This is a genomic window from Robertmurraya sp. GLU-23, assembly GCF_052983275.1.
Genome location: NZ_JBRKCV010000002.1, coordinates 620,521 through 641,593, shown reverse-complemented (window position 1 = coordinate 641,593; position 21,073 = coordinate 620,521). Strand labels below are relative to the sequence as shown.

Annotated in this window: 24 protein-coding genes and 1 pseudogene; 4 read left to right on the top strand and 21 right to left on the bottom strand. The window is 37.3% G+C overall.

The genetic code is table 11. From position 1 onward, the window contains the following. The first annotated feature begins 320 nt into the window (after positions 1–320). Positions 321–1,742 (top strand): sigma-54 interaction domain-containing protein, encoded by a 1,422-nt coding sequence (locus tag ACVBAX_RS07500; protein ID WP_447116481.1) that lies wholly within the window; start codon positions 321–323, stop codon positions 1,740–1,742. 113 nt (positions 1,743–1,855) lie between these two features. On the opposite strand, the gene ACVBAX_RS07495 is transcribed toward ACVBAX_RS07500, so the two are convergent. The 13 genes and pseudogenes from ACVBAX_RS07495 to ACVBAX_RS07435 all read right to left on the bottom strand — a co-directional run bounded on the left by ACVBAX_RS07495 (position 1,856) and on the right by ACVBAX_RS07435 (position 12,362). Beyond that, positions 1,856–2,542 carry a hypothetical protein gene (locus ACVBAX_RS07495; RefSeq protein ID WP_447116480.1) on the bottom strand — a complete coding sequence of 229 codons (687 nt, stop codon included), beginning with the start codon at positions 2,540–2,542 and terminating at the stop codon, positions 1,856–1,858. Positions 2,543–2,713: 171 nt separating this feature from the next. Then, positions 2,714–2,856, bottom strand: a pseudogene (locus ACVBAX_RS07490) (VOC family protein); the annotation flags it as partial. Positions 2,857–2,869: 13 nt separating this feature from the next. Then, complete coding sequence (locus ACVBAX_RS07485; protein WP_447116479.1) at positions 2,870–4,090, bottom strand: MFS transporter; 1,221 nt, start codon at positions 4,088–4,090, stop codon at positions 2,870–2,872. A 24-nt stretch (positions 4,091–4,114) separates the two neighbouring features. Then, the gene (locus ACVBAX_RS07480) at positions 4,115–5,134 is read right to left on the bottom strand and encodes an ROK family protein (protein WP_447116478.1); all 1,020 of its coding nucleotides are present in this window, start codon (positions 5,132–5,134) and stop codon (positions 4,115–4,117) included. A 155-nt stretch (positions 5,135–5,289) separates the two neighbouring features. Next, positions 5,290–5,367: a YjcZ family sporulation protein gene (locus ACVBAX_RS07475; RefSeq protein ID WP_447116504.1), complete on the bottom strand. Its 78-nt coding sequence runs from the start codon at positions 5,365–5,367 to the stop codon at positions 5,290–5,292. 95 nt (positions 5,368–5,462) lie between these two features. Continuing rightward, positions 5,463–5,903: an SRPBCC family protein gene (locus ACVBAX_RS07470; RefSeq protein ID WP_447116477.1), complete on the bottom strand. Its 441-nt coding sequence runs from the start codon at positions 5,901–5,903 to the stop codon at positions 5,463–5,465. Between the two features lie 31 nt (positions 5,904–5,934). Beyond that, positions 5,935–6,732, bottom strand: coding sequence for an SRPBCC domain-containing protein (locus ACVBAX_RS07465; RefSeq protein WP_447116476.1), 798 nt, complete (start codon positions 6,730–6,732; stop codon positions 5,935–5,937). 370 nt (positions 6,733–7,102) lie between these two features. After that, positions 7,103–7,666, bottom strand: coding sequence for a histidine phosphatase family protein (locus ACVBAX_RS07460; protein ID WP_447116475.1), 564 nt, complete (start codon positions 7,664–7,666; stop codon positions 7,103–7,105). A 103-nt stretch (positions 7,667–7,769) separates the two neighbouring features. Further along, the gene (locus tag ACVBAX_RS07455) at positions 7,770–8,600 is read right to left on the bottom strand and encodes a pentapeptide repeat-containing protein (RefSeq protein WP_447116474.1); all 831 of its coding nucleotides are present in this window, start codon (positions 8,598–8,600) and stop codon (positions 7,770–7,772) included. A gap of 136 nt (positions 8,601–8,736) precedes the next feature. After that, positions 8,737–9,030, bottom strand: a complete 294-nt coding sequence (locus tag ACVBAX_RS07450; protein WP_447116473.1) for an antibiotic biosynthesis monooxygenase family protein — start codon at positions 9,028–9,030, stop codon at positions 8,737–8,739. A gap of 19 nt (positions 9,031–9,049) precedes the next feature. Next, a complete protein-coding gene (locus ACVBAX_RS07445; RefSeq protein WP_447116472.1) occupies positions 9,050–9,502 on the bottom strand; it encodes a GNAT family N-acetyltransferase in 453 nt (150 codons plus the stop codon). 54 nt (positions 9,503–9,556) lie between these two features. Next, positions 9,557–10,837: a histidine--tRNA ligase gene (locus ACVBAX_RS07440; protein ID WP_447116471.1), complete on the bottom strand. Its 1,281-nt coding sequence runs from the start codon at positions 10,835–10,837 to the stop codon at positions 9,557–9,559. A 358-nt stretch (positions 10,838–11,195) separates the two neighbouring features. Beyond that, positions 11,196–12,362: a TraB/GumN family protein gene (locus ACVBAX_RS07435; protein WP_447116470.1), complete on the bottom strand. Its 1,167-nt coding sequence runs from the start codon at positions 12,360–12,362 to the stop codon at positions 11,196–11,198. Between the two features lie 206 nt (positions 12,363–12,568). Between ACVBAX_RS07435 and ACVBAX_RS07430 the strand changes: the two genes are divergently transcribed. Then, positions 12,569–14,170, top strand: coding sequence for an ATP-binding protein (locus tag ACVBAX_RS07430; protein ID WP_447116469.1), 1,602 nt, complete (start codon positions 12,569–12,571; stop codon positions 14,168–14,170). An 87-nt stretch (positions 14,171–14,257) separates the two neighbouring features. Here ACVBAX_RS07430 and ACVBAX_RS07425 read toward each other — a convergent pair whose 3' ends face one another. From ACVBAX_RS07425 to ACVBAX_RS07395, 7 genes are all read right to left on the bottom strand, one after another. Then, positions 14,258–15,439, bottom strand: a complete 1,182-nt coding sequence (locus ACVBAX_RS07425) for an acetyl-CoA C-acetyltransferase (RefSeq protein ID WP_447116468.1) — start codon at positions 15,437–15,439, stop codon at positions 14,258–14,260. A 287-nt stretch (positions 15,440–15,726) separates the two neighbouring features. Continuing rightward, positions 15,727–16,545: a Cof-type HAD-IIB family hydrolase gene (locus ACVBAX_RS07420; protein ID WP_447116503.1), complete on the bottom strand. Its 819-nt coding sequence runs from the start codon at positions 16,543–16,545 to the stop codon at positions 15,727–15,729. 214 nt (positions 16,546–16,759) lie between these two features. Then, positions 16,760–17,272: a MarR family transcriptional regulator gene (locus ACVBAX_RS07415; protein WP_447116502.1), complete on the bottom strand. Its 513-nt coding sequence runs from the start codon at positions 17,270–17,272 to the stop codon at positions 16,760–16,762. Positions 17,273–17,346: 74 nt separating this feature from the next. Beyond that, entirely contained in the window at positions 17,347–17,673 is a 327-nt protein-coding gene (locus tag ACVBAX_RS07410) for an MGMT family protein (RefSeq protein WP_447116467.1), read from the bottom strand. 337 nt (positions 17,674–18,010) lie between these two features. Next, complete coding sequence (locus tag ACVBAX_RS07405) at positions 18,011–18,742, bottom strand: hypothetical protein (RefSeq protein WP_447116466.1); 732 nt, start codon at positions 18,740–18,742, stop codon at positions 18,011–18,013. A gap of 219 nt (positions 18,743–18,961) precedes the next feature. Next, the gene (locus ACVBAX_RS07400) at positions 18,962–19,279 is read right to left on the bottom strand and encodes a putative quinol monooxygenase (RefSeq protein WP_447116465.1); all 318 of its coding nucleotides are present in this window, start codon (positions 19,277–19,279) and stop codon (positions 18,962–18,964) included. Positions 19,280–19,393: 114 nt separating this feature from the next. Continuing rightward, positions 19,394–19,600 (bottom strand): hypothetical protein, encoded by a 207-nt coding sequence (locus ACVBAX_RS07395; protein ID WP_119707862.1) that lies wholly within the window; start codon positions 19,598–19,600, stop codon positions 19,394–19,396. A gap of 106 nt (positions 19,601–19,706) precedes the next feature. Between ACVBAX_RS07395 and ACVBAX_RS07390 the strand changes: the two genes are divergently transcribed. Both ACVBAX_RS07390 and ACVBAX_RS07385 read left to right on the top strand, forming a co-directional pair. Beyond that, complete coding sequence (locus ACVBAX_RS07390; RefSeq protein WP_447116464.1) at positions 19,707–19,898, top strand: DUF5370 family protein; 192 nt, start codon at positions 19,707–19,709, stop codon at positions 19,896–19,898. A gap of 80 nt (positions 19,899–19,978) precedes the next feature. Further along, positions 19,979–20,653 (top strand): hypothetical protein, encoded by a 675-nt coding sequence (locus ACVBAX_RS07385; protein WP_447116463.1) that lies wholly within the window; start codon positions 19,979–19,981, stop codon positions 20,651–20,653. Between the two features lie 65 nt (positions 20,654–20,718). Here ACVBAX_RS07385 and ACVBAX_RS07380 read toward each other — a convergent pair whose 3' ends face one another. Then, on the bottom strand, positions 20,719–21,051 hold the full coding sequence (locus tag ACVBAX_RS07380; protein WP_447116462.1) for a PTS sugar transporter subunit IIB: 333 nt from the start codon (positions 21,049–21,051) through the stop codon (positions 20,719–20,721). Between the last annotated feature and the right edge of the window lie 22 nt (positions 21,052–21,073).

The window sequence follows — 21,073 nt, the reverse complement described above, 5'->3', positions numbered from 1 at the left end:
GCCCTTGTTAAACAATCCTCAAACCATTGGCGTGTTTGTCAAGAGCGATTGCGGCGGATTTCCACTCAATAAATGGGAACGGAACTAACCCTTTAGGTAGTTTTCATAAAACTTTTGACACTACCGATTCTTCCACATGTTTAGTGCAAGTTTCGTGCCAACTCTTATTTTTGCGTCACATTAATGTTTCTCTTTAAAAAGGCGCAATATTTTTTTGCACTATTTTCGATTTTTTGTCACAAATTCAAAAAATATTTTGCGTTATGAAGTTTATTTTGATTAAATAGTTGGTAATGAGACTAAATCAAGGGAGAACGTTCATGGAGAATTCAAAGAAATCATTATCGTATCTTCAATATGTAAATAAATTATATGAGAGAATTTTAGACGAGGTAGAGGTTGGGGTTCATGCCGTGGATGAAACCGGAAAAACCATTATCTATAACAAAAAAATGATGCAGATGGAATCAATGGATTTACACGATGTAATTGATAAAAATCTACTAGATGTGTTTATGTTTAAAGACGATCAATCTAGTACTCTTGTACAAGCACTTCAAGAAGGCAAAGAGACCACGAATGTCAAACAAACGTACTTCAACAATAAAGGTCGAGAAATTACAACGATCAACAATACCTTCCCTATTTTTAAAGATGGTGAAATTCAAGGAGCCGTTGAAATTGCTAATGATGTCACCAAACTAGAACGCCTTATCAAAGGAAATATGAATACAAAAGGGACAACTCGGTTTACATTTGATCATATAATCGGCAATAGCCCTGCGATTAAAGAAGTAATTGAATTTGCAAAACGTGCTGCAAGAACCTCTTCGTATGTGTTAATTGTTGGTGAAACCGGAACGGGAAAGGAGCTGTTTGCGCAGAGTATTCATAATGCTAGCAGCCGGTTTTCGGCTCCTTTTATTTCACAAAACTGTGCAGCCCTACCAGATAATTTAATAGAAAGTCTTTTATTTGGAACAAAGCGTGGAGCATTTACAGGTGCTGTTGACTCACCAGGGTTATTTGAACAAGCAAATGGCGGAACATTATTACTGGATGAAATCAACTCCTTAAATCTAAATCTTCAAGCCAAATTATTAAGAGTTCTACAAGAAAAAATGATTCGTCGTGTAGGTGATACAAAGGATACAACAGTAGATGTAAGAGTCATTGCCAATATTAATGAGGACCCAATTGATGCGATTGCAAATGATCATTTACGAAAAGACTTGTATTATCGACTGGGAGTTGTCACTCTCTTTGTTCCACCGTTAAGGGATCGAAAGGAAGATATCCCCCAACTTGTTCAACATTTTATTGAAAAGTATAATGAACGTTTTCAAATGAATGTGAAAGGTTTATCTGAAGAAGTGACCAGATCCTTTATGGAATATGATTGGCTCGGAAATGTTCGAGAACTTGAACATATCATTGAGGCTGCCATGAACATTATTATGGATGAAGAAGAGATTCAATACTCTCATTTACCATTTCAATATCGAAGCAAAATGCAAATGAAAGAAAGGATGATCCCTTTATCAACAGTGGACCATTTTATTAAAGAGAGCTATGATGTAACCGTCCCGCTAAAGGATCAAATGGAGTTGTTTGAACGATCATATATTGAACATATCCTAAAGAAAAATGACTTTAACATTTCTAAGTCAGCCAACTTACTTGGACTCAGTCGACAAAGTCTACAGTACCGTATGAAAAAGTTAAATATAGAATCTAATTGATTAGTGAATCGGAATCTTGAGATGGTTCCGATTTTTTATATTTTAGAAATTTTATAGGACCATCAATTTTATACAATAAAAGGACTACTAATTAGTAGCCCTTCTCAATTTCATTATCCAGTGATTCTAGCACTCCAATTTCCTCCACCTTGGTCACATGTAACATTTCCGGTTGCTCTTCGTCCTTCGATTCTACCTGTGTAGGTACAGTTGTTTCCATCGCTGCTATTTCGACGTTCGATTCGAACCTGGTTTCCTTGTTGTTGCATTCGTAAGATAGCTGTAATTGGCGTTGCACCTTGTCTAGTCCATCTACCATCAAATACATTACTATTTCCTCGTCGTGTCCAAATTCCTCTCCAGCCACCTTCTTCTACTTCCCATCTTGTACCTAAATCTGGTTCTGCTGGTCCTCTTAAGATCGTACCGCTCCAAGACCCGCCACCTCTGTTACACACATTGCTACCTACTACTCTGTTTCCTTCAATTCTGCCTACGTACTGACAATTATTTCCATCACTACTATTTCTTCTTGCAATACAGACGAAATTGCCGTCCACAGTCATTCTCAATACTGCGGTAATTGGCGTTTGTCCAGCTCTCGTCCATCTGCCATCAAACACATTGCTGTTTCCTCGTCTTGTCCAAACGGCTCTCCAGCCACCTTCTTCCACTTCCCATCTTGTACCTAAATCGACTGGTTGTCTTACTGTAGAAACAGATGGATCTTCATAATAATAATACGGTTGGACGGGTTGATAATTGTAAGCATAGTAATATGGGTTGCCGTAGTTGTACATAGATACAACCTCCTACTCATGTTATCTATTTATTAATTGACCATTTCATCATATGCCTAATTGGAAAAAATGTTTATGGATTCCAAAAATGGTTAGATCCTGTTCTGATAAAAGAAAGCTAGATCACTAAAAATAAAAAAGCCACCCTGAAAGGTAGCCTTTACTTATGTTTTATACGGTTAGTTCAATAAGATTCCCTTCAGGGTCTTTTATAACACTTTCATAATAACCATCCCCCGTTAGACGAGGCCCATCAACAAGAACAAACCCATCTTTTTGCAATTTTCCGTAAGTTCATTAACTTTCTCTCTACTCCTCCCTTTTGGGTTACATAGCAGTTGATTCAGTATTTCTTTTCAATAAGATCTTCCTTTCGACTATGATTCTATTTAACCTTTCAGAAGCCAAAAACATCCCAATTGCAAAGAGTACGATCACATAGGGGAAAATACCAATCGTTGTTTGAGCAGCCACCAATCCTAGTAATGGTGGTAAAAAGGTACTTCCCGTATACGCAAGCGCCATTTGATAACCCATGATTGTCTGAGAATGTTCTTTTCCAAAGCGTGTTGGAGTTTCGTGTAACATGCATGGAAAAATGGGTGCCAAACCTAAGCCAATTAATATTAAACCTACAAGTGAAAAGATCGTAGGTAGAGGTAATAGCAAAAGGATCGTACCAGCAAGCGCTGTAAGCTGACCTGAGCGAATTAACGTTTTGTTATCCACCCTTAGCGTAATAAATCCGGTCAAGAACCTGCCTATCGTAATGCCTCCATAATACAAAGAAACCCACTGAGCAGCCACTCCAACTGACAAATCCTTTACGTTTACCAAATAACTACTTCCCCAAAGACCTATGCCCGCTTCAGCACCACAATAAAATAAAAAAGTAGCCATGGCTAACTTTACTCCCTTAATTTGAAGAGGCTTTTCATTTTTTGTAGACTGACTGTTAGAAGAATCTATTTCTGTGTTTAGTTTGTTGTTCGATTTACTAGCTACCTTTTCCCATAACGGCAAGGTTAAGAAAAGAATAATGACTAATCCAAATTGAAGACCAGCTATAGTAAAATATCCATTTCTCCACGATTGATCTCCCGTAAGAAACGAAGACATAATAATTGGCCCAAGCGTAGCCCCCACTCCCCAAAAACAGTGAAGCCAACTCATGTGGTGTGCCTTATAGTGGGCAGCCACATAATTGTTTAAAGCAGCATCCACGCAACCTGCTCCTAATCCAAGTGGGATTGCACAAATAAACAACCAAATGATTGAAGGTGCAAAATTAAATCCAAGTATGGCTACAGCCGTCAAGAGACAGCTGATAAAAGTCACCTTACCAGTACCGAACCTTTTAAGAACTTTCCCTGTAAATAGACTTGAAACAATCGTGGCACCTGCAATCATCATAAATAACCAGCCAGCCATTTCCATTGGTGCCTCGTATTCTGATCGCATTAATGGCCATGTAACCCCTAATAAAGAATCTGGTAAACCTAAGCTAATAAAAGCCAAATAAATGATCACTAAGAAAAAGGTTGCCATTAGCAGTACTCCTCTATTGTCTATTTATATATTTGTTTTCGTGATCATGAGCTCCAGCCCTAAATTCTGTAATCCTAACAAATAGTCTTGCTTCCAGTTACTTTCGGTTAGTTCAGGAAGATGCTCACTCGGAACATAGATCGAACTTTGTTTTTTTATCTGTTCAAGAACCTTTTCATTCACTTCACCATGACAAAAAATAACCATATGAGGGTTTATTATTGCAACAAATGTAGCTACTAATCTACTCACCGCATCCAATGTATGATCATCAAGAAATGCCGTTCGGTTTTCCAAGGCTTGAAAAAAGTTTTGTTCTTCGTACTGAGGAACAAAGGATACCTCACCTGAGAAAAAGGAACTTCCACGCACCACATCTCCATTAATTAAAACACCAGCACCTGGACCATTATGGCCAAAATACAAGTATACGAGAGACTGATTGTCCTTATTCCCGAGCGATTTAAAATAGCCAAGTACCGCTGCATTCATATCGTTTTCGATTACGACAGGGATAGAGAAAAGATTTTCATAATACCCTTTTAAATCAAAATTCTGCAAATGGTCATAATCAGGTATGTAAAATATACGACCATTATCGACAGACCCAGGTACGCCAATCGCAATGGAAGATATTCCTGGATACTCCGTAATGATCTCCTGAATACATTTTGTTAACAGACTTAAATCGTTATTCTTTAATACGCTTGATGTGTTCCCTTGCTTCTTTACCTCACCCAAACAATTAAAAACGGTATAGTGAGTTTCATTACTTTCTAAAAATATTGCCAAGCCCAGCATATACTCGGGATTGTATGAGTAGCGTTTAGCCCTTCTTCCTCCACTCGAATCATCAAGGCCAACGACCAACAGTTCTCCATCCTTTTCCATTTGCATGAGAAACTTGCTAATCGTAGGAAAACTAATTCCTAATTTATTACTTAATTCAACTTTTGTTGCACTCCCGAGTTCAAGTAAACCAGTTCGAATACCCTTTAAGATGACGTTTTTCATTGATTTCGGAGTTGCAATTAAATCACTCATCAATTCACCACCGTTTCAAGACACTTATTAAACATCTTTAATAAGTTACAAAAATACAATAGCACACTAAAATCGTGCATACAATAACAAAATTTTATGAAAGTCAAGAAGAGTCAACCAGTTAAGGCTGACTCTTCTACATATTCACTATGCCATTAGGCAAAAAATGCAGTACCAACAATAATTAACAAGATGAATAGTACAACGATTAACGCAAAACTATTGTTATACATTCATTAACACCTCCCTCAGCGTTACAATACTATCCTATGCTGATAGAAAGAAATCGGAAGGGCGAATGCCTACTCATCGATATTGGAAAACATTCCTATCTTTGGTCCTCCAGGATGGTTTTTATCTTTTTCAAATCCTTTATATTTGCTTTCTTCATCATTGTGGACATAAAAGGAGAGAAAAGTTTAGAGAAGCCAGTGGGAATTCCCCTATTTCGTAGAGTCATACGAGTAACATCCCTTTCAATTGACTCCCATGTATAGATGGTCTCCATTGGAAACGGACCTGATGAAGTCTTCATAACTAACTTCTCCCCTGGTTGGAATACAGTAATCTCGTATACATAAGCAAGTTCTCTTCCAAGAAAATTCGCCTTAAATGCAATTTGAGATCCTTTCTGTACAGTTTTTTCAGTTTTCCATTCCGCCGACTGTATATTCACATACCATTCTGGAGCATTTTCCGGATTGGATGCGTACGTTGATACTTTTTCTAACGGATGGTTTATGATGATTTCAGTAAACACGTCTACCATGATTATGTTCCTCCAGTTGAGATTGGATCATCTATTGCTCTTTATTATTTTCTTCAACATATTTTTTTAATAACGTGCCAAGAAGTTGTTTCCATCCATGAGTATGTGATTCCTCCCATTCTTCTTCAATAACGCCTGAAGCTGTATGGGATAATCGAAGAGTTGTAACACCATCTTTTTCATTCAATCGATAGGTATACGCACTATTAACTGCCCCTTGCATGCCTAAATGACCATGTAGTCGAATTTCCTCTGGAGCATTTACATAATACACATTTCCCCATACCGCTCCATCATTATCTCCCCATTTTTCAATAAATTGTCCTCCTGGTACTGCATCAAAAGAAAAGGTTGACCTCACACCTTTTGGAGCTAAGCGAAACTCCCACCAGTCTTCTGCCTTCTCTGTCAAAGCTTTAAAAACCTCTTCACGTGGTGCGTTAATGACTACTTCTTGCTCAATTCGAAATACTTTTGCTTGTTTTGAATGTTCCATTTCTAATTCCCCTCCTGTTTGTTCAGCTAATGATTTTAAATTCAGAAGTGATCGGGCATCCTTCTTCATATATTTCCCTACCCATCTTTCGTTCATTTCCTCCAAAGGTATGACATTTAAATAATTAAACCTGTATTTCCCCTCGCGTCGAACAATAACAAGATTGCCTTCTTGCAATGCTGATAAATGCTTCATAATCGCATATCTTGAGACTTCGGGAAAAAAATCATTTAGTTCTCCCGTCGTTTTGGGGGATTCCTTCAATATATCAAGAATGCGTCTTCGGGTCGGGTGGCCCAGTGCTTTAAAAAGAGCTGAAAGTTCATCTTCCATTCACAATGATCCTTTCCAGATTGGTGTTAAATATAACATGTTACCTTTTAGTCACTTATTATATGTGACTATATAGTAACATGTTGAATAAAAAAAAGGAAGAGCTTAATATCAATTCGGCTTATCCTTTATTTAATAATATTCCCCATGAAGGTAACCATTATATAAATATCCTTTTATCATATTTGTTATATTATGCAACGATCAATGATTGTACTAATTTGTTCTCTACTATGCAGACCACGCATCGTATTGATCAGCTCCCCATCCTTGAATACTAATAGAGTTGGCAAAATGGAGAGTCCTAAATCCAAATAAAACTTGATCGTATGGACTTGGTCAACCGTTTGATTAACTCCTCCAATAAAATTCATTTAGTATATGTAGTAATCTGCCAATGCTTCGCGCCAGGTCTTTTTGCACCTGTCCATCCCATTTGTAAAAGTTCTTTCGCTATTAGGATATTAAAAAACCCATGTCCGACCAATACCACAGATTGAGATTTTTCAGCCGAACGGATTAGTTCCTCTGCAGCTTGTTTGGCTCGATTTTTTGCATCCGCAAAGGATTCACATTTTCTAGAGTAACCCGCAACCCACAAACACCTCATCAAGACTGCCCATCCGCTTGGCTGCAATTTTATTTTCGAGAAAGGTTCTGGTAATGTAGGTAACTCTGTTTCTCTAAACATCGGATCGGAAACAATGTCCACTGTGGGAATTAGTAATTTTGCAGACTCCCTAGACCTATATAAATCACTTGTATAAACCATGGTGGCTGTTTCCAATTTCTTTTGCGTTTCCACTGGGTAAGTTTCTTCAGCATAAACCCCATGATCATCATATCTAGTTAACCAGTTTTCAAATTGTTCAGATGTAATCCAATCATTTTGTACCCATTTTGATCTTCCATGTCTAATTAATGAAATCTCCATAAATATATCTCCCAGATGAAAATAAATAAAAAGCAATGTACATGAAATCTACACTGCGACTCTGATATAAATCATTGTCCATTCCCCTATGGAAAATCTTAACCTATGTTAACCAATGTTGTGGTACTCTTAAGTGAGGTGGTAATTTAGTATGTTTGTCGCCTTCCGCGGCATTTACTTGTGCTTGTGTAAGAAAGATACTGCCTTGTAAATTTGCGCCATGTAAATTGGCATCTCTCAAATCGGAACCAATAAAGTCACAATAACGTAAATCACTTTCCCGAAGGTCCGCAGCAATTAGAAATGCGCCCCTCCAACACATACCTTTTAAGTTTGCACCTTTTAACTTGGCACCAATTAAATCCATGCCTTTGCCAACTTTTTTCAGATGATTTTTGTCTTTTTTCACCTTATGACGAACAAGCTCACTTGATTTTATAAGGTATTCATTTACGACCTGACGATGATTTGATACATTAAGATCCATTAATGAATTCGGATTAAGTTTCGTAAGGGCTTCCGTCTCCTCTAGCACCTTTTGTATCTCATTACGAATGGAACGAGTTTCTGCTAGAATAAGTGCTTCCTGTAAGTAATACAACATCTCGTGAAGCTGCTGCATGATTGGAAAAACATGAAACATTTCCTTTGCAGCATTCTTGTCTTCCCGCCAGTCTCTACCTTTATAAGTAAATTGAGAAACTTTTTGTCCAGCTCCAAAGCATTCATACACGGTACAGCCTTTATATCCCTTCGCCCGTAAACCCTCATGAATTCCGCAACGATAATCATCCTGAAGGTTTTTACATGGTACCCCTCCATCTTTATCCTCAGCAAAATCAGCTGATTTGATAAAAGGCAAAGCGACACAGCACAAGCCAAAACACTTTTCACAATCAGCTTTATAGTTTATAAAAGGGACTTTATTTGTCATAGTTTGAAACAACCTGTACACACCTCTTCCAAATATAAACAACTAACATATTTCTATACATCCCCCTTATCGTGTAACGGACATTTTCATGTTAAATAGGAAACTAAAGTGAGAAGTAAACTTGCACCTGAATTAGTTAATTTACAACCTTACTAAAATGCTCTACTGTCGGAAATGGGTCATAGAAATGGTGTAATAAAAGTTTCCACTCCTGGTATTCTGCTGACCCACGAAATCCAATTGTGTGATCCTCTAATGTGTCCCACTTCACAAGTAACAAATACTTTCCCTTCACTTCCAAACAGCGCTGTAACTCATGTGACTGATAGCCTCTCATACTAGAAATAATGCTGGATGCTTGTCGAAATGCGTCCTCGTATTCCTCTTCAAGCCCCTCTCTAACCTGAAGCATTACCGCTTCTAAAATCATAAAAACTCCCCCTGTCTTCTTACAAATCTCTTGCTAGTCGAATCATATCTCTACAATGGATACCATTTTCGTAGATTTCCTCTGGGTAATTCTTGCTAAAAAAGTCGATGTCTACACCCACAATTCGAAATCCACATTTTTGATAAAGTGCCAGCTGTCCAATACTTGAATTACCCGTACCTATTTCAATTCGGTGAAATCCATGATCTATAGCTATCTGGATAGCGTGCAAAACAAGCTTTTTGCCAAGCCCTTTCTCTTGTTCACTCTCTAAAACGGAAAGATTCACTAGCTCAACGGTTCCAGGTCTAGTAGTGAGTAGAACGTAAACACCAACTACTGTGTTTGAGTCTTCAGCTATATAGCAATCTCCCCTTCTGATATACTCTTCTACTATTTTTCGAGACGGATCAGCTTCAAGCAACAAATCAAATGGAACTGAGTCCCCTGTATTAATCTTTCGTATTTTCATATATAATTCTCACCTACTGTCATGGTACTTTCCATTATACACCATTTTTATTTGTTAAAATGGAAAGAATTCTGTTCTTTCCTGTCCCGATTTCATCTCTTTTATTTTTATTTGATTCAATTTTACTTCCTCTTCTCCTATGATAATGACATTTGGAAAACCTTCTTTGTTGGCTTTTTCCATCAACTTCCCAAGTTTCTTTTTTCCTAGTTCCATTTCTACGTTATAACCCCTTTCCCTAAGCCGCCTCGCCACTTTTAAAGTCTCTTTTTCCGTGTTAATCGGAATAATATAATAATCTATCCTAGATTCCTCCTGGTTCATCTTCTTGTTTGAGCTAATCGCCGTATAAATTACATCCAAACCAAAAGAAATTCCTACGGTTGAAAACTTCTGATCTGTGTCAATCAGTCCACCAATTGCGTTATCGTATCTTCCACCACTACCAATGCTAGATTTAATAGACTCATCTTTTAAAAAAATTTCGTAAATACTACCCGTATAGATTTCTAACCCTCTCGCTAAAAATGGATTAAAAGTACATTCTGTTTTCATACCAAGATCCTCCAAATAGCCTTCTAGCTCCATTAGTTCATCTAATCCCTTTTGGACAAGAGCGTTTTGATTGGTAAAAAACTCAAAATAACTATATTCTGTATTGTTATTTGAGTTTAGAAATTGTTTGATGTTATTAATAACTGTTGACTCTAACCCAAGCTCAGTTAGTGCATTAACAACTCCAACCGTCCCTATTTTTTCAAGCTTATCAAGGATTAACACTACTTTGTTCATTTTTTCGCGCGGAGTTTGAAAGACCTCTAATAACCCTGTTAAAAGTTTTCTATTGTTATATTGAATGGTTATTTCTAATTCAAGTTTTCTGAACACATCCAGTGCCATCATCATTAATTCCGCTTCAGCTATTTGTGAATCCACACCTACTATATCCACATCACACTGAGTAAACTCTCGAAACCTTCCTGTTTTTATAGGACCATCACGAAACACTTTACCAATTTCGTATCTTTTAAAGGGCATTCTAACGGTTGGGTTCATGGCTATGACTTTAGCAAACGGAATGGTCAAATCGTAGCGCAAGGCTAATTCTCTTTTTCCCCGATCAGAAAGTGTATACATTTCTTCAAGAATCTCAGCTCCACCCCCATATTTAGATGCGAGCAACTCTGTGTAGTTTAAGATTGGTGTCTCTAGAGGTTTACAACCATATTGAATAAAAACATCTTCCAATGTTCTTCTAACTCTTCTTCTCACCGCCTCGGCCTCCGGTAAAAAGTCCTGCGTTCCTCTTACATTTTGATAATCCATTTTCTTCATGTTCTGTCAGCCTCCTACTTTTAGTTAAATAAAAAAACCGCACTCGTTAAGTTAGAAACTTAAGCAAATACGGTTCATGAGAAATAGCCTTCCTATGTACGATTTTTTAATCGAATAGCAAGACTACTAATTATGATGATGAAATTGTGATGTATAGGTAGTTATGTACTGCATTTTTCGTCACCTCTAATTTCCATATAATGTATCATATTTGATTAGGGAAATCCAATAGGTTTTGAATATGAAATATGTTTATACATTCCACTAATTTCTGGATATCCAAGGAACCAAACCCTTCAATAGCTCCGCCCAAAATAATAAAAGATGAAGACCCTCTTTGGATCTTCATCTTCCTACATTATAAATTCTCGAAAAATACTCGTATGACGTCTGCTCCGCCAATCACAGTTCCTAGTGTACTTCCAAGATTTGATAATACTACAATTAGCAAGATTCGGCTAACTTTGTTTTTCCAGAATCCTTTTACACTAAACACATCTTCGGATAACGTTTCAAAATCCTTAACACTTGGGCGTCTGACATAAGCTTGGGCTAGTCCGGCAAACCAGCCTGATGCGAGAACTGGGTTTAAAGATGTAATCGGTGCTGCCAAAAACGCTGTTAACACCGTCAATGGATGCCCGAGTGCAATTGCTGCACCTAAAGCCGATAACCCACCATGCCACAAAATCCAACTGAATGTTTGGGATAACCCTGCTTGTGGGTTCGCAACAAACGTATACGCAATAATTGCTAAGATCATCACTGGGATACTCCAGCCAATGATTTTTGGCCATTTTGATTTAGGGGGGACCGATGTTAGCTTTGTTAAATCCTGTTCTTTTTTAATTTCTTCCTTGATTCCTGGAACATGTGCTGCACCCAGTACGGCAATAATTTTCTGCCCTGGAGCCTCTTTTATTTTTTGTGCAAGATATTGATCTCTTTCATCAATGAGAGGTTTCTTTAATCGTGGAAAAGTTTCCGTGAATTCATTAAGAATCGCTTGAAGAGTATCCTGACTTTTCATTTTTTCCAATTCTTCTTCCGTAATACTTTCCTTGCTAAAAATACCTGCGATCACTTGGCTTAGAAGAAGCGCTTTTCCTTTAAGGCCAATTCCACCCCAAATTCTCGCAAAGGTGATTTGAATATTCCGATCGGCGAGTACAAGTGTAGCACCTGTTTCTTTCGCTGATTCAATTCCTTGTATCATTTCCTGCCCTGCTTTTATGCCAAATTGATCGGCCATCCGATTTTGAAAGGAAGAAATGGCTAAATTCATTAATAATAAGGAAGCTTTCTTTTCCTTAATCACTTGTATGATATCCATTTCCTTCCACTTGTTTCCATCCGTAATCGATTGGTATCTTTGCTTATCCAACTCTACACAGACAGCATCAGGTTTCTCAGCTTCAATAACCTCCTTCACCTGCTCTGCACTATGCTTTGACACATGGGCGGTCCCAATAAGTATGTATTCTTTTCCGTCTAGATGAATTCTTGTAATGTTATCTTCTACCATAGATACCTTCCTTTAATAACCATCACGTGATTTGTCTACTAACCTAATAATGATGTCCATGTTTTTTGTCCATTATAACATGAAAGCACCACCAATTGTGCCTTTTACTCTAGCTATCTTTATCTACGAACGCTATCCATGGGACCAAAGATACATCATTCATGTTATAATACAATTTGCATTTATTATTTTTGAGGTGCTATACCATGAGCGAAAAGGAACCAAGTTATATCACACTTTCAAAGCGGAAGTGTAAAGAAACCGGGATGAATCCAAATGAGATCGTTCGTCCTAGAGTAAATTTATCTAAATTAGAAGTTCAAAAGAGACAAGGAGAATACAGAGAAATACTGTCTGTAGTTCGTTTTTTTTCAGAAAAACTAATACTTACATTAAAAGAAACGCCAATTTTCATCACTATTTCGGATTCAGAAGGTTACCTATTAGACCTGGCCGGTGACGAACTCATTAAGTCTACTATTGATCAATTCGGAATTAAATTGGGAAGTTTATTTAGACAAGAAGATACAGGTACGAGTGTAGTTAGTTTGGCATTAGAACATCAGCATCCCGTTCAGTTAGTAGGAACGGACCATTACCACACCTTTCTCCATGAAATGGCGTGTTATGGCGCTCCTTTTCATTACACGGATGAGAACCATCTATTAGGTAGCGTAAGTATCATGGTCCCTATTGCATTTCACAATCCCTTATTTATGCCAATGCTTACCCAATTAGTGGATTCCATTGAGCGAGAATTGCTTTTAAGAAAACAAAATCGTAAGCTTAATATCTTTAATCAAGTATTGCTAAATGGAGCTAGAAATGGAATCATTATCACCAATGCAGAAGGGATGATTTTAGAGTTTACTGACTTTGCTAAGGAGATCTTTCAACATCCATTTAGAAGTATTTATGAACTTCCAATTATAGGAGACTACTTTAATAATGTCCTTACAATGAAGGAAATTTATGATAGTAAAGAAGTCATTTTTTATAGTACTTTAGCAAACCCCATTATTTGTCTTTTTGATGCACAACCGATTTATGAAGGAGACAAGGTCATTGGTGCCTATGGACAATTACGAGATATGACAGATCGCTTTTTTATGGAGGAAAAGATAAAGACGACTGAAAAACAAGTACTTGCAGGACGAATTGCGGCTGGTATCGCGCATGAAATAAGGAATCCTCTAACAACTGTACGCGGGTATCTTCAATTTCTTGAAAAAGAGGTGGCGAGTGATACCGGTCAATTATTTTCCAATCTACTCATTCCGGAAATCGATCGAGCGAATAAAATTATTACAGATTTTCTAAGTATTGCAAAGCCTTCAGAAAGAGTGTTTGAACGCATGCAGGTTAAGCATTTCTTTACAAGCTACTTATGGAATTTTCTTAAAAGTGAAGCTTTGCTGCACAATGTAAATCTGGATTTTTATATCACACCACATACAGAGAATCTTTTCATGTTATGTAATCGCGAAGAGTTGCTTCAGGTATTTATTAATCTATTTCAAAATTCTATACAGGCAGAAGGCGACACTCCATTAGCCGTAAGAATCTGTACCGATATAAAAGATGAATATATCCAAATTATTTACAGTGATAATGGGAAAGGTATTCCAGCCTCCATTGTGGCGAATATTTTCGAACCGTTCTTTTCAACAAAGGATATCGGGACAGGATTAGGCCTATCAGTCTCGCTAAAAATAATTGAGAATCACAATGGTCAAATGTCTGCCAAAAGCAAGGAAAATTCAGGTACTACCTTTATAATAGAACTCCCTCTTCATAAGGAAACATAATAAAATAGTAGCTTCCACTATTCATGGAAGCTGCTGTTTATTTTATTATTACACGCTATAATTTTGAAGCCCTACTGCCTTCTTTCATTATCCATGCTCTATTACCATTGCAATCCCTTGGCCCCCACCAATACACAAGCTAACAACAGCAAACTGGCCATTTCTCCTTCTTAGTTCATAAGCGGCAGAAAGTAAAACTCTTGCTCCACTTGCTCCGACAGGATGACCTAGCGCAATCGCTCCTCCATTCACATTTGTTTTCTCTCGGTTTATTTGCAGTGCTTTTTCCACAGCTAAATACTGAGCCGCAAATGCTTCGTTCACTTCGATTAGATCCATGTCATCAATAGTAAGGTTGGCTCGTTGAAGTGCTTGGGTAATTGCGGGCACAGGACCAATGCCCATAATCGTTGGATCTACTCCTGCCACAGCCCAGGCTACTATTCTTGCAACAGGTTTTAGATGATTTTCTTGAATGAATTTTTTACTAGCAATAACAAGAGATACTGCACCGTCATTAATTCCTGAGGCATTTCCAGCTGTAACGGTTCCATCTATTTTAAAAGCAGATTTAAGAACTTGAAGTGCCTCTATATTTGCATCAGGCTTAATATGTTCATCTGTCTTAACAATCTGAATACCCTTTCTTGTTTTCACCTCAACAGGTACAATTTCTTCATCTAAGATTCCCTTACTGGCAGATTTGGCCGCTCGCTGATGTGATGCTACAGCAAATTGATCCTGCTCTTCTCTCGTAATCTGATAGATTTGGGCCAGCTTTTCAGCAGTCATCCCCATTCCACTTCCTGTATATTGGTCGGTCAATGTTTCTAGCAGCATGTCGTCAAATTGGAGATTCCCCATTTTAGATCCGCTAAACCGCTGTGAGAAATTAGAGTAGGGGGATTGCGACATATTTTCTGCTCCTCCTGCAAGAACGATGTTTGCATCACCTACTAAAATATGCTGTGCAGCCGTTACAACGGATTGAAGTCCCGAACCACATAATCGATTTAAGGTGAGAGCTGGAACCTCTTGTGGAATTCCACTGTACAATCCAATATGTCTTGATAAATAGGATGCATTTTTACCTGTATGAATCACATTTCCATAAATTACATGATCTATCTGAACTGGCTCCACCTTCGAACGGCGAAGTGCTTCAATGGCACTCGCTGTCCCTAGCTCCGTAGCACCCATTTGTGAAAACACACCACCAAATTTCGTAAAAGCCGTACGTGCACCATCCACGATATATACATCTGTCATATTTGTTTTTACCCTCCCTTATTTTCATGTTCCCTTTTTATTTGTACTAATGTCATTAATCCACAGTAAACGCTTACAACTTATATTCTTTTTTTACATTATCTTATTTCTTGCACCGGTGTAGTATTCTGAATATTCACTACATAATTACTGTACTAAAGGTCTATCTACTATATCAACCCAAACAATCACAAAAAAGAAACGGAAGTAGCTTCCACTACTTCCGATACACACTTTTTTCTTGAATCCGCATGAATAAAGCTACCAGTACGGTAGCTGACAATGTTTTATATTAATTGATATTTTTTAAAACTATTATAAATCCCGTCGTTATCATGCGTATCTGTGATATCATCGGCTGCTTCTTTTAATGCTTCTTTCGCATTACCCATTGCAATTCCAAATTTTACAAACTTCAGCATCTCTAAATCGTTCATCCCATCACCATACGCGTATGTGTGCTCACGGTCCACTTGTAAATGCTCAAGTAATTTCTCAATTGCGACCGCTTTATGAATTCCTGGTACAGATAATTCTCCACTATTCTCTCCAAATAGCGGAACTGTGCTTGGAATTACAGTGAATTTTGAAGAGAATTCCTGCTTGATTTTTTCAATGGAAACGTTAGAGCCTAAAAAAGAAATTTTATTAATATCATCACGAATTAAATCCTCTCCGTCGATTAAACAATCATGAAAAGGCTGAATTCCCTTTTTGACCTCTTCTTCAGCATGTGGATTTTCTGCTAAGAAATTATTAATAATCCCTTGTATATGCTTCTTACAATTCCTACTCGCAAATAAGCCTCCATTTGATTCAAGATAAAAATCTATTTGATGCTTATTAAAAAAATCAACCAAATGTATAACATCTTCCGTAGAAACTCGCTCATGAACCAAGACCTTTTCATCTACTTCAATGTAACCCCCAGCGGCACCAATTATCCCATCAAATCCAATTTCCATGATATCATGAAATAACTCTGCCTTTGAGCGGCCGGTACATATAAATACTTGATGTCCATTTTTTCTCGCCTGTTGGATAGCATTTTTTGCTGATACAGGAACTACTCCGTGTTCATTTACCAGTGTTCCATCAATATCCATGAAGATTACTTTTTTCAATTTGATCACCTTTACTTGTTTAATTGTATTTGGATGAATTTCCGTTTACCGACTTAACGGATCGCCCGTTCTTTGCTTGGCAAAGACAGCACAAGGAATGTATTTCATGTTATCTTTGTGTCGATTCACACCAACCACCGACTCTCTGTTACAGGGAGATAACTACTACTTGGTTTCCGTCATTACTTTTACGATATTAAAATTTATTTTCCTTTATAACTCTTCTCAATAGAGAAGAAATACTTTGTTGCTCAGCTTCAGATAAACTTGAGACTATATCTACTTCTCCAACATGAAATCGTGGATAAAGCTCTTCCATTACTTTTTTTCCCTTTTCTGTTAAAGCAACGTACGTAATTCTACGGTCTCTTTTATCAACTTTTCGGTAGCAGAGCTCTTTTCTTTCTAACGTATTCGTAATATTGCTTATCGTTGCCTTCGATACTCCAGCTGACTCAGCTAGTTTCTTTGTCTCAACAGATTCCCAAATCCACAAATCATAAAGAATCGAAAACGATGTCCACGATAATCCATATTCCGATAAGACTTCTCGTTCCATCTTATTTCTTAAGCCCTGTTCCATACGATATATATTAGTCACTACTGCAATTGCTTCTAAGTTTAGTGAATGAATGGGCAATTTTGTAAGGAGATTAATGGTATCAATCTCTTCTGGAAGTAAATTACCTTTTTCATTAAATGAGTGAATATTTCCCACCTCTTAATTTTCTTAATCGTTAGCTACGAAACGATATTATCAAAATAAGAGAGAATTAGCAACAACTAGTTGCTAATCTCTATCCCTTCTGGATGCCACTGATATTCATCTAAACAAACCATCCCCGTTTCGCTTACTTTCACTCCTTCGTTCTGCAAGGATAAGACTTGATCATGATAAGAAGAATCATCCTGAATAGAGATTTGCCCTTTAGCATTTATTACACGATGCCAAGGTAAACAATGCTTTTTACTCATCGAATGAAGAATGCGAACAACTTGGCGAGCAGCTCTTGGACTACCGGCAAGTCTGGCAATTTGACCATACGTCATTACTGTTCCTTCAGGGATATTTTTTATTATCATTACTACTTGCTTTGTAAAAGGCTGCATGTGATAGATCCTTTCTTTCCATCTATTCTCAAATAATAAAAGCTTAGGGCATAATTACTGAAGGATACCATTTTGAGGTGCTTTACTGAAAATACGTACCGAATAAGCGGAGATTTTTCCGTTAGTTGCAGAATGGAGCTCGTTTCGGGGGGAATAAGGGGAGAATTTCCGCTAATTCAAAGCAAAATCTCCCCTTTTCGAAATTTCCGAGCCAATAGGAGGAATTTCTCCGTCTATTGTAAGCTATTTTTGATTATAATTATTAATTAAGCGGAATTTCTCCGTCTATCAAGTCGAGTGCTTACCCTTCTCCCCCAACCGATAAGTGCGGACCCTGTTATTCTCTTATACCACCCTCATACAATACTTCAAAATAACGATTGACAGCATTCCCATAATCATTGGTAGCTGTTATTCTATAAAAATTATAGGCTGGACTATTCTCATTGAATACAAGGGTCTTTTCAAATGAACTAGTTAAGGTCTCCGTCACTTCCTCCCCAGATCCAGAAGCGCCGTATAATAAGAAATCAGCATCTGAACGACCTTTAAAGGTGATGGTATGATCCCCTTCAGGTAGATGTGTTACCAAATCAACAGGACTCTCGATTGTTAACTTAGGTAGAGTAGTATTTGGTGCTTCTTTGAACGAAAGACCTTTAAGCGTAAATTCGTAAGTAAGAAGTGAGAGGTCTTCCGGTAATTCGGCAGGATTGGAAGTGACAACAAACATATAGTCACCTGCTGGTAATACATCTCCATTACCATACATAGCTCCCCAAATTTGATCAGTAATGATAAAATCCGAACCAACTGTATTCGATCCCCAAATTACATTTATCGTGCCTTTTTTAGTCGTAGAAAAAAGATAATAATGTGTTTCAAGGTCTCGATATATATTTCCATTCCATTCAACACTTGTAATCTTCTTTTTTTCTTTTACTTCTTTTGCCTTTGCAGATAGATCCAATACCGGGACAGCTTTTGCAGGTAAGAAACTTGGTGTTAGAAAAAGCAACACCATAAAGAGTCCGATCCCAATAAGTAAAAATAATCTAGTTTTTAACATTCCGCCTTGCACCCTTTCCTAACAATAAATGGGTGGTTTATCCAATGCTACGTTGTTTGCTGTATCTGTTTTCACTATTAAAGTAGACGGGTTTTTTTTGTTAATGTTACATATTTTTTACAAAAACACAATATATAGATTTGTTTTTATATTACAATAAAAAAAGACCTTGCTAAATAGAAGATCTTTTGATTAAATATTTAGTTCTGAATGAGAATTTTACGACTTCATTTGAGAGGATTTTCCACCCATAGGCATTAATGTACTTATTCTTTCCATACCCGTAATAATTGGCTTCGCTTGTTTGATTAAGGATTGTGTTGATTCAAGCGCTAAAGAGGCTTGGTGAGCATCTTCATTTTTCCACTCTTCGTACACAAAAACTGAATTTGGCTCTGTATCAGATGTACTGACTAAGTAGACCTCACATTCGTCTAACTCATTCATTGACTGAGCTGCTTCTAGCAAAATTCTTACCATTGAGTCACGTTCCCCTTCTTTGACTGTAAACTTGCCAAACAAACCATACTTACTCATAAAACCAGCTCCTTTTTATGGAAATTCCATATAATACATTCTTGAAAGGCTTGTAATTGTCCTTCTTTATAGGAAAAAACACTTCTCCCTATTCGGAAGAAGTGTTTGTGTACATTACTTTTTCTCTTCAAAGTAGTCTCTAAATTCCTTCGTATCTGTTTGGTCTTTATTTTTATAATAAGGATTATCTACTGTAGAATCCTCTGGATCTAAATTTGTTTTAATGACTAACATGGGCGCTTCTGTATGTTTGGCGATTACACGATCATCCAATTGTTCAAAATCAGGTAGTTTATCGCTTCCAGGTTTTCTTGGTTCCACGTTCACACACCTCCTAATGATAGGATGCTTTAAAGAATCAGAACTATGTACGAAAATCTTTTATTAGGTAAATACTATTGTTAAAAGGCATAGGAGGGAATAAAGTTTGGGAGCTATTCAAAGAAATAGCTGGACATTTGAGACCGAATTTAGTGTGATTAAACAAAAGGGATCGATTCAAGTGTATCATCATGGTGATTTTAAAGAAGAAATTACCTTTGATTTTCACGGAAATTTTCCGAACCACAATGAAATAGAAAAGATCGTCGATATCTATTGTGAGAGTCACCAAATTTAATATTGGTTTTTTATGGTACGTACCTTAATGAAAAAGCAGGAAATAATATGAACGATAACCTTGAAAGGGAGGGATTTTCTATGTCTTTAGAGTGGTTTGACCGAGTTAGTGGTGAATTGCAAGATCATCTAGAGTCTATCTGTGATAAGTATGATCAAGTGGGGCATATGTCTGTTGATCGTGGGGCAAAACATCCACGAATGGAGTTTTACGTAGAAACAGAGGACGATGATCGCGAGTATTTTTGTACCCTTTATTTCGATCCACATAACGAAGAGTTCTATATTGATTCCATTGATGTAGAGCTGGGGCAAACGTCAAAAACAATCCTTGCTGATATTGAGGACATAATAGATGCGGTTCATGAAAGTTTGCATGACTTTATGAATGATGATGATTTCGATGATGAAGAATACTACGAAGTGGACGACGATGACGATGTTGAAGTTGATTATGTTCTCATGGACGATGAGGATGAAAGCGATGATATACTAAAACAGGTTGATGTCGAGTGGGAAACGCCAGAAGTGACGGCCTTTATGTACGAAGATGAAATTGAAGTTTCCTACCAATTCGGTATTGTCCAAGAAACAGGGGACGGTGTTCTTCGCAGAGTCAACCGAATTTGGACAGATGACGACGATTTAATTAAAGATGAAACCAATTTTATCTTCTCTAAAGAGGAAGCAAGTACGATTATCGCCATGATCGCGAGCCATATGGATTCTTTAAGCGACTTTAACTATGACCGGTAATCAGCAGCTAGATCACTCGATTTGAGTGATCTATTTTTTTAACTCAGCCGGTTCTTTACTTATAATTATTTTTTATTATTTATTAATTCATCTGCAAATGTTAAAACGGCTTCACCATTACAAGTTCCGTAATGCATGGGTTGAATCATATCTATCGGTAACTGCAATCCCTCTTTTTTTGCTAATTTTTGAAAGTCAGGAAGTAAATAACGTACCTGTGGAGCTACGAGTAACACATCTGCTTTTCGTAAATGTTCTAAATGTCGCTCAACTTCTCCTACACCAATTGCCCAAATATGATAGGCATCCTCTCCGTATTGCTTCGCTTCTTCCTGGATTTTTGTTACTAATAAACTTGAGGAGAATCCCCCTGCACAGCATAAAAGGATATGTTTCATTGTTAATAAGCCTCTTTTCTAT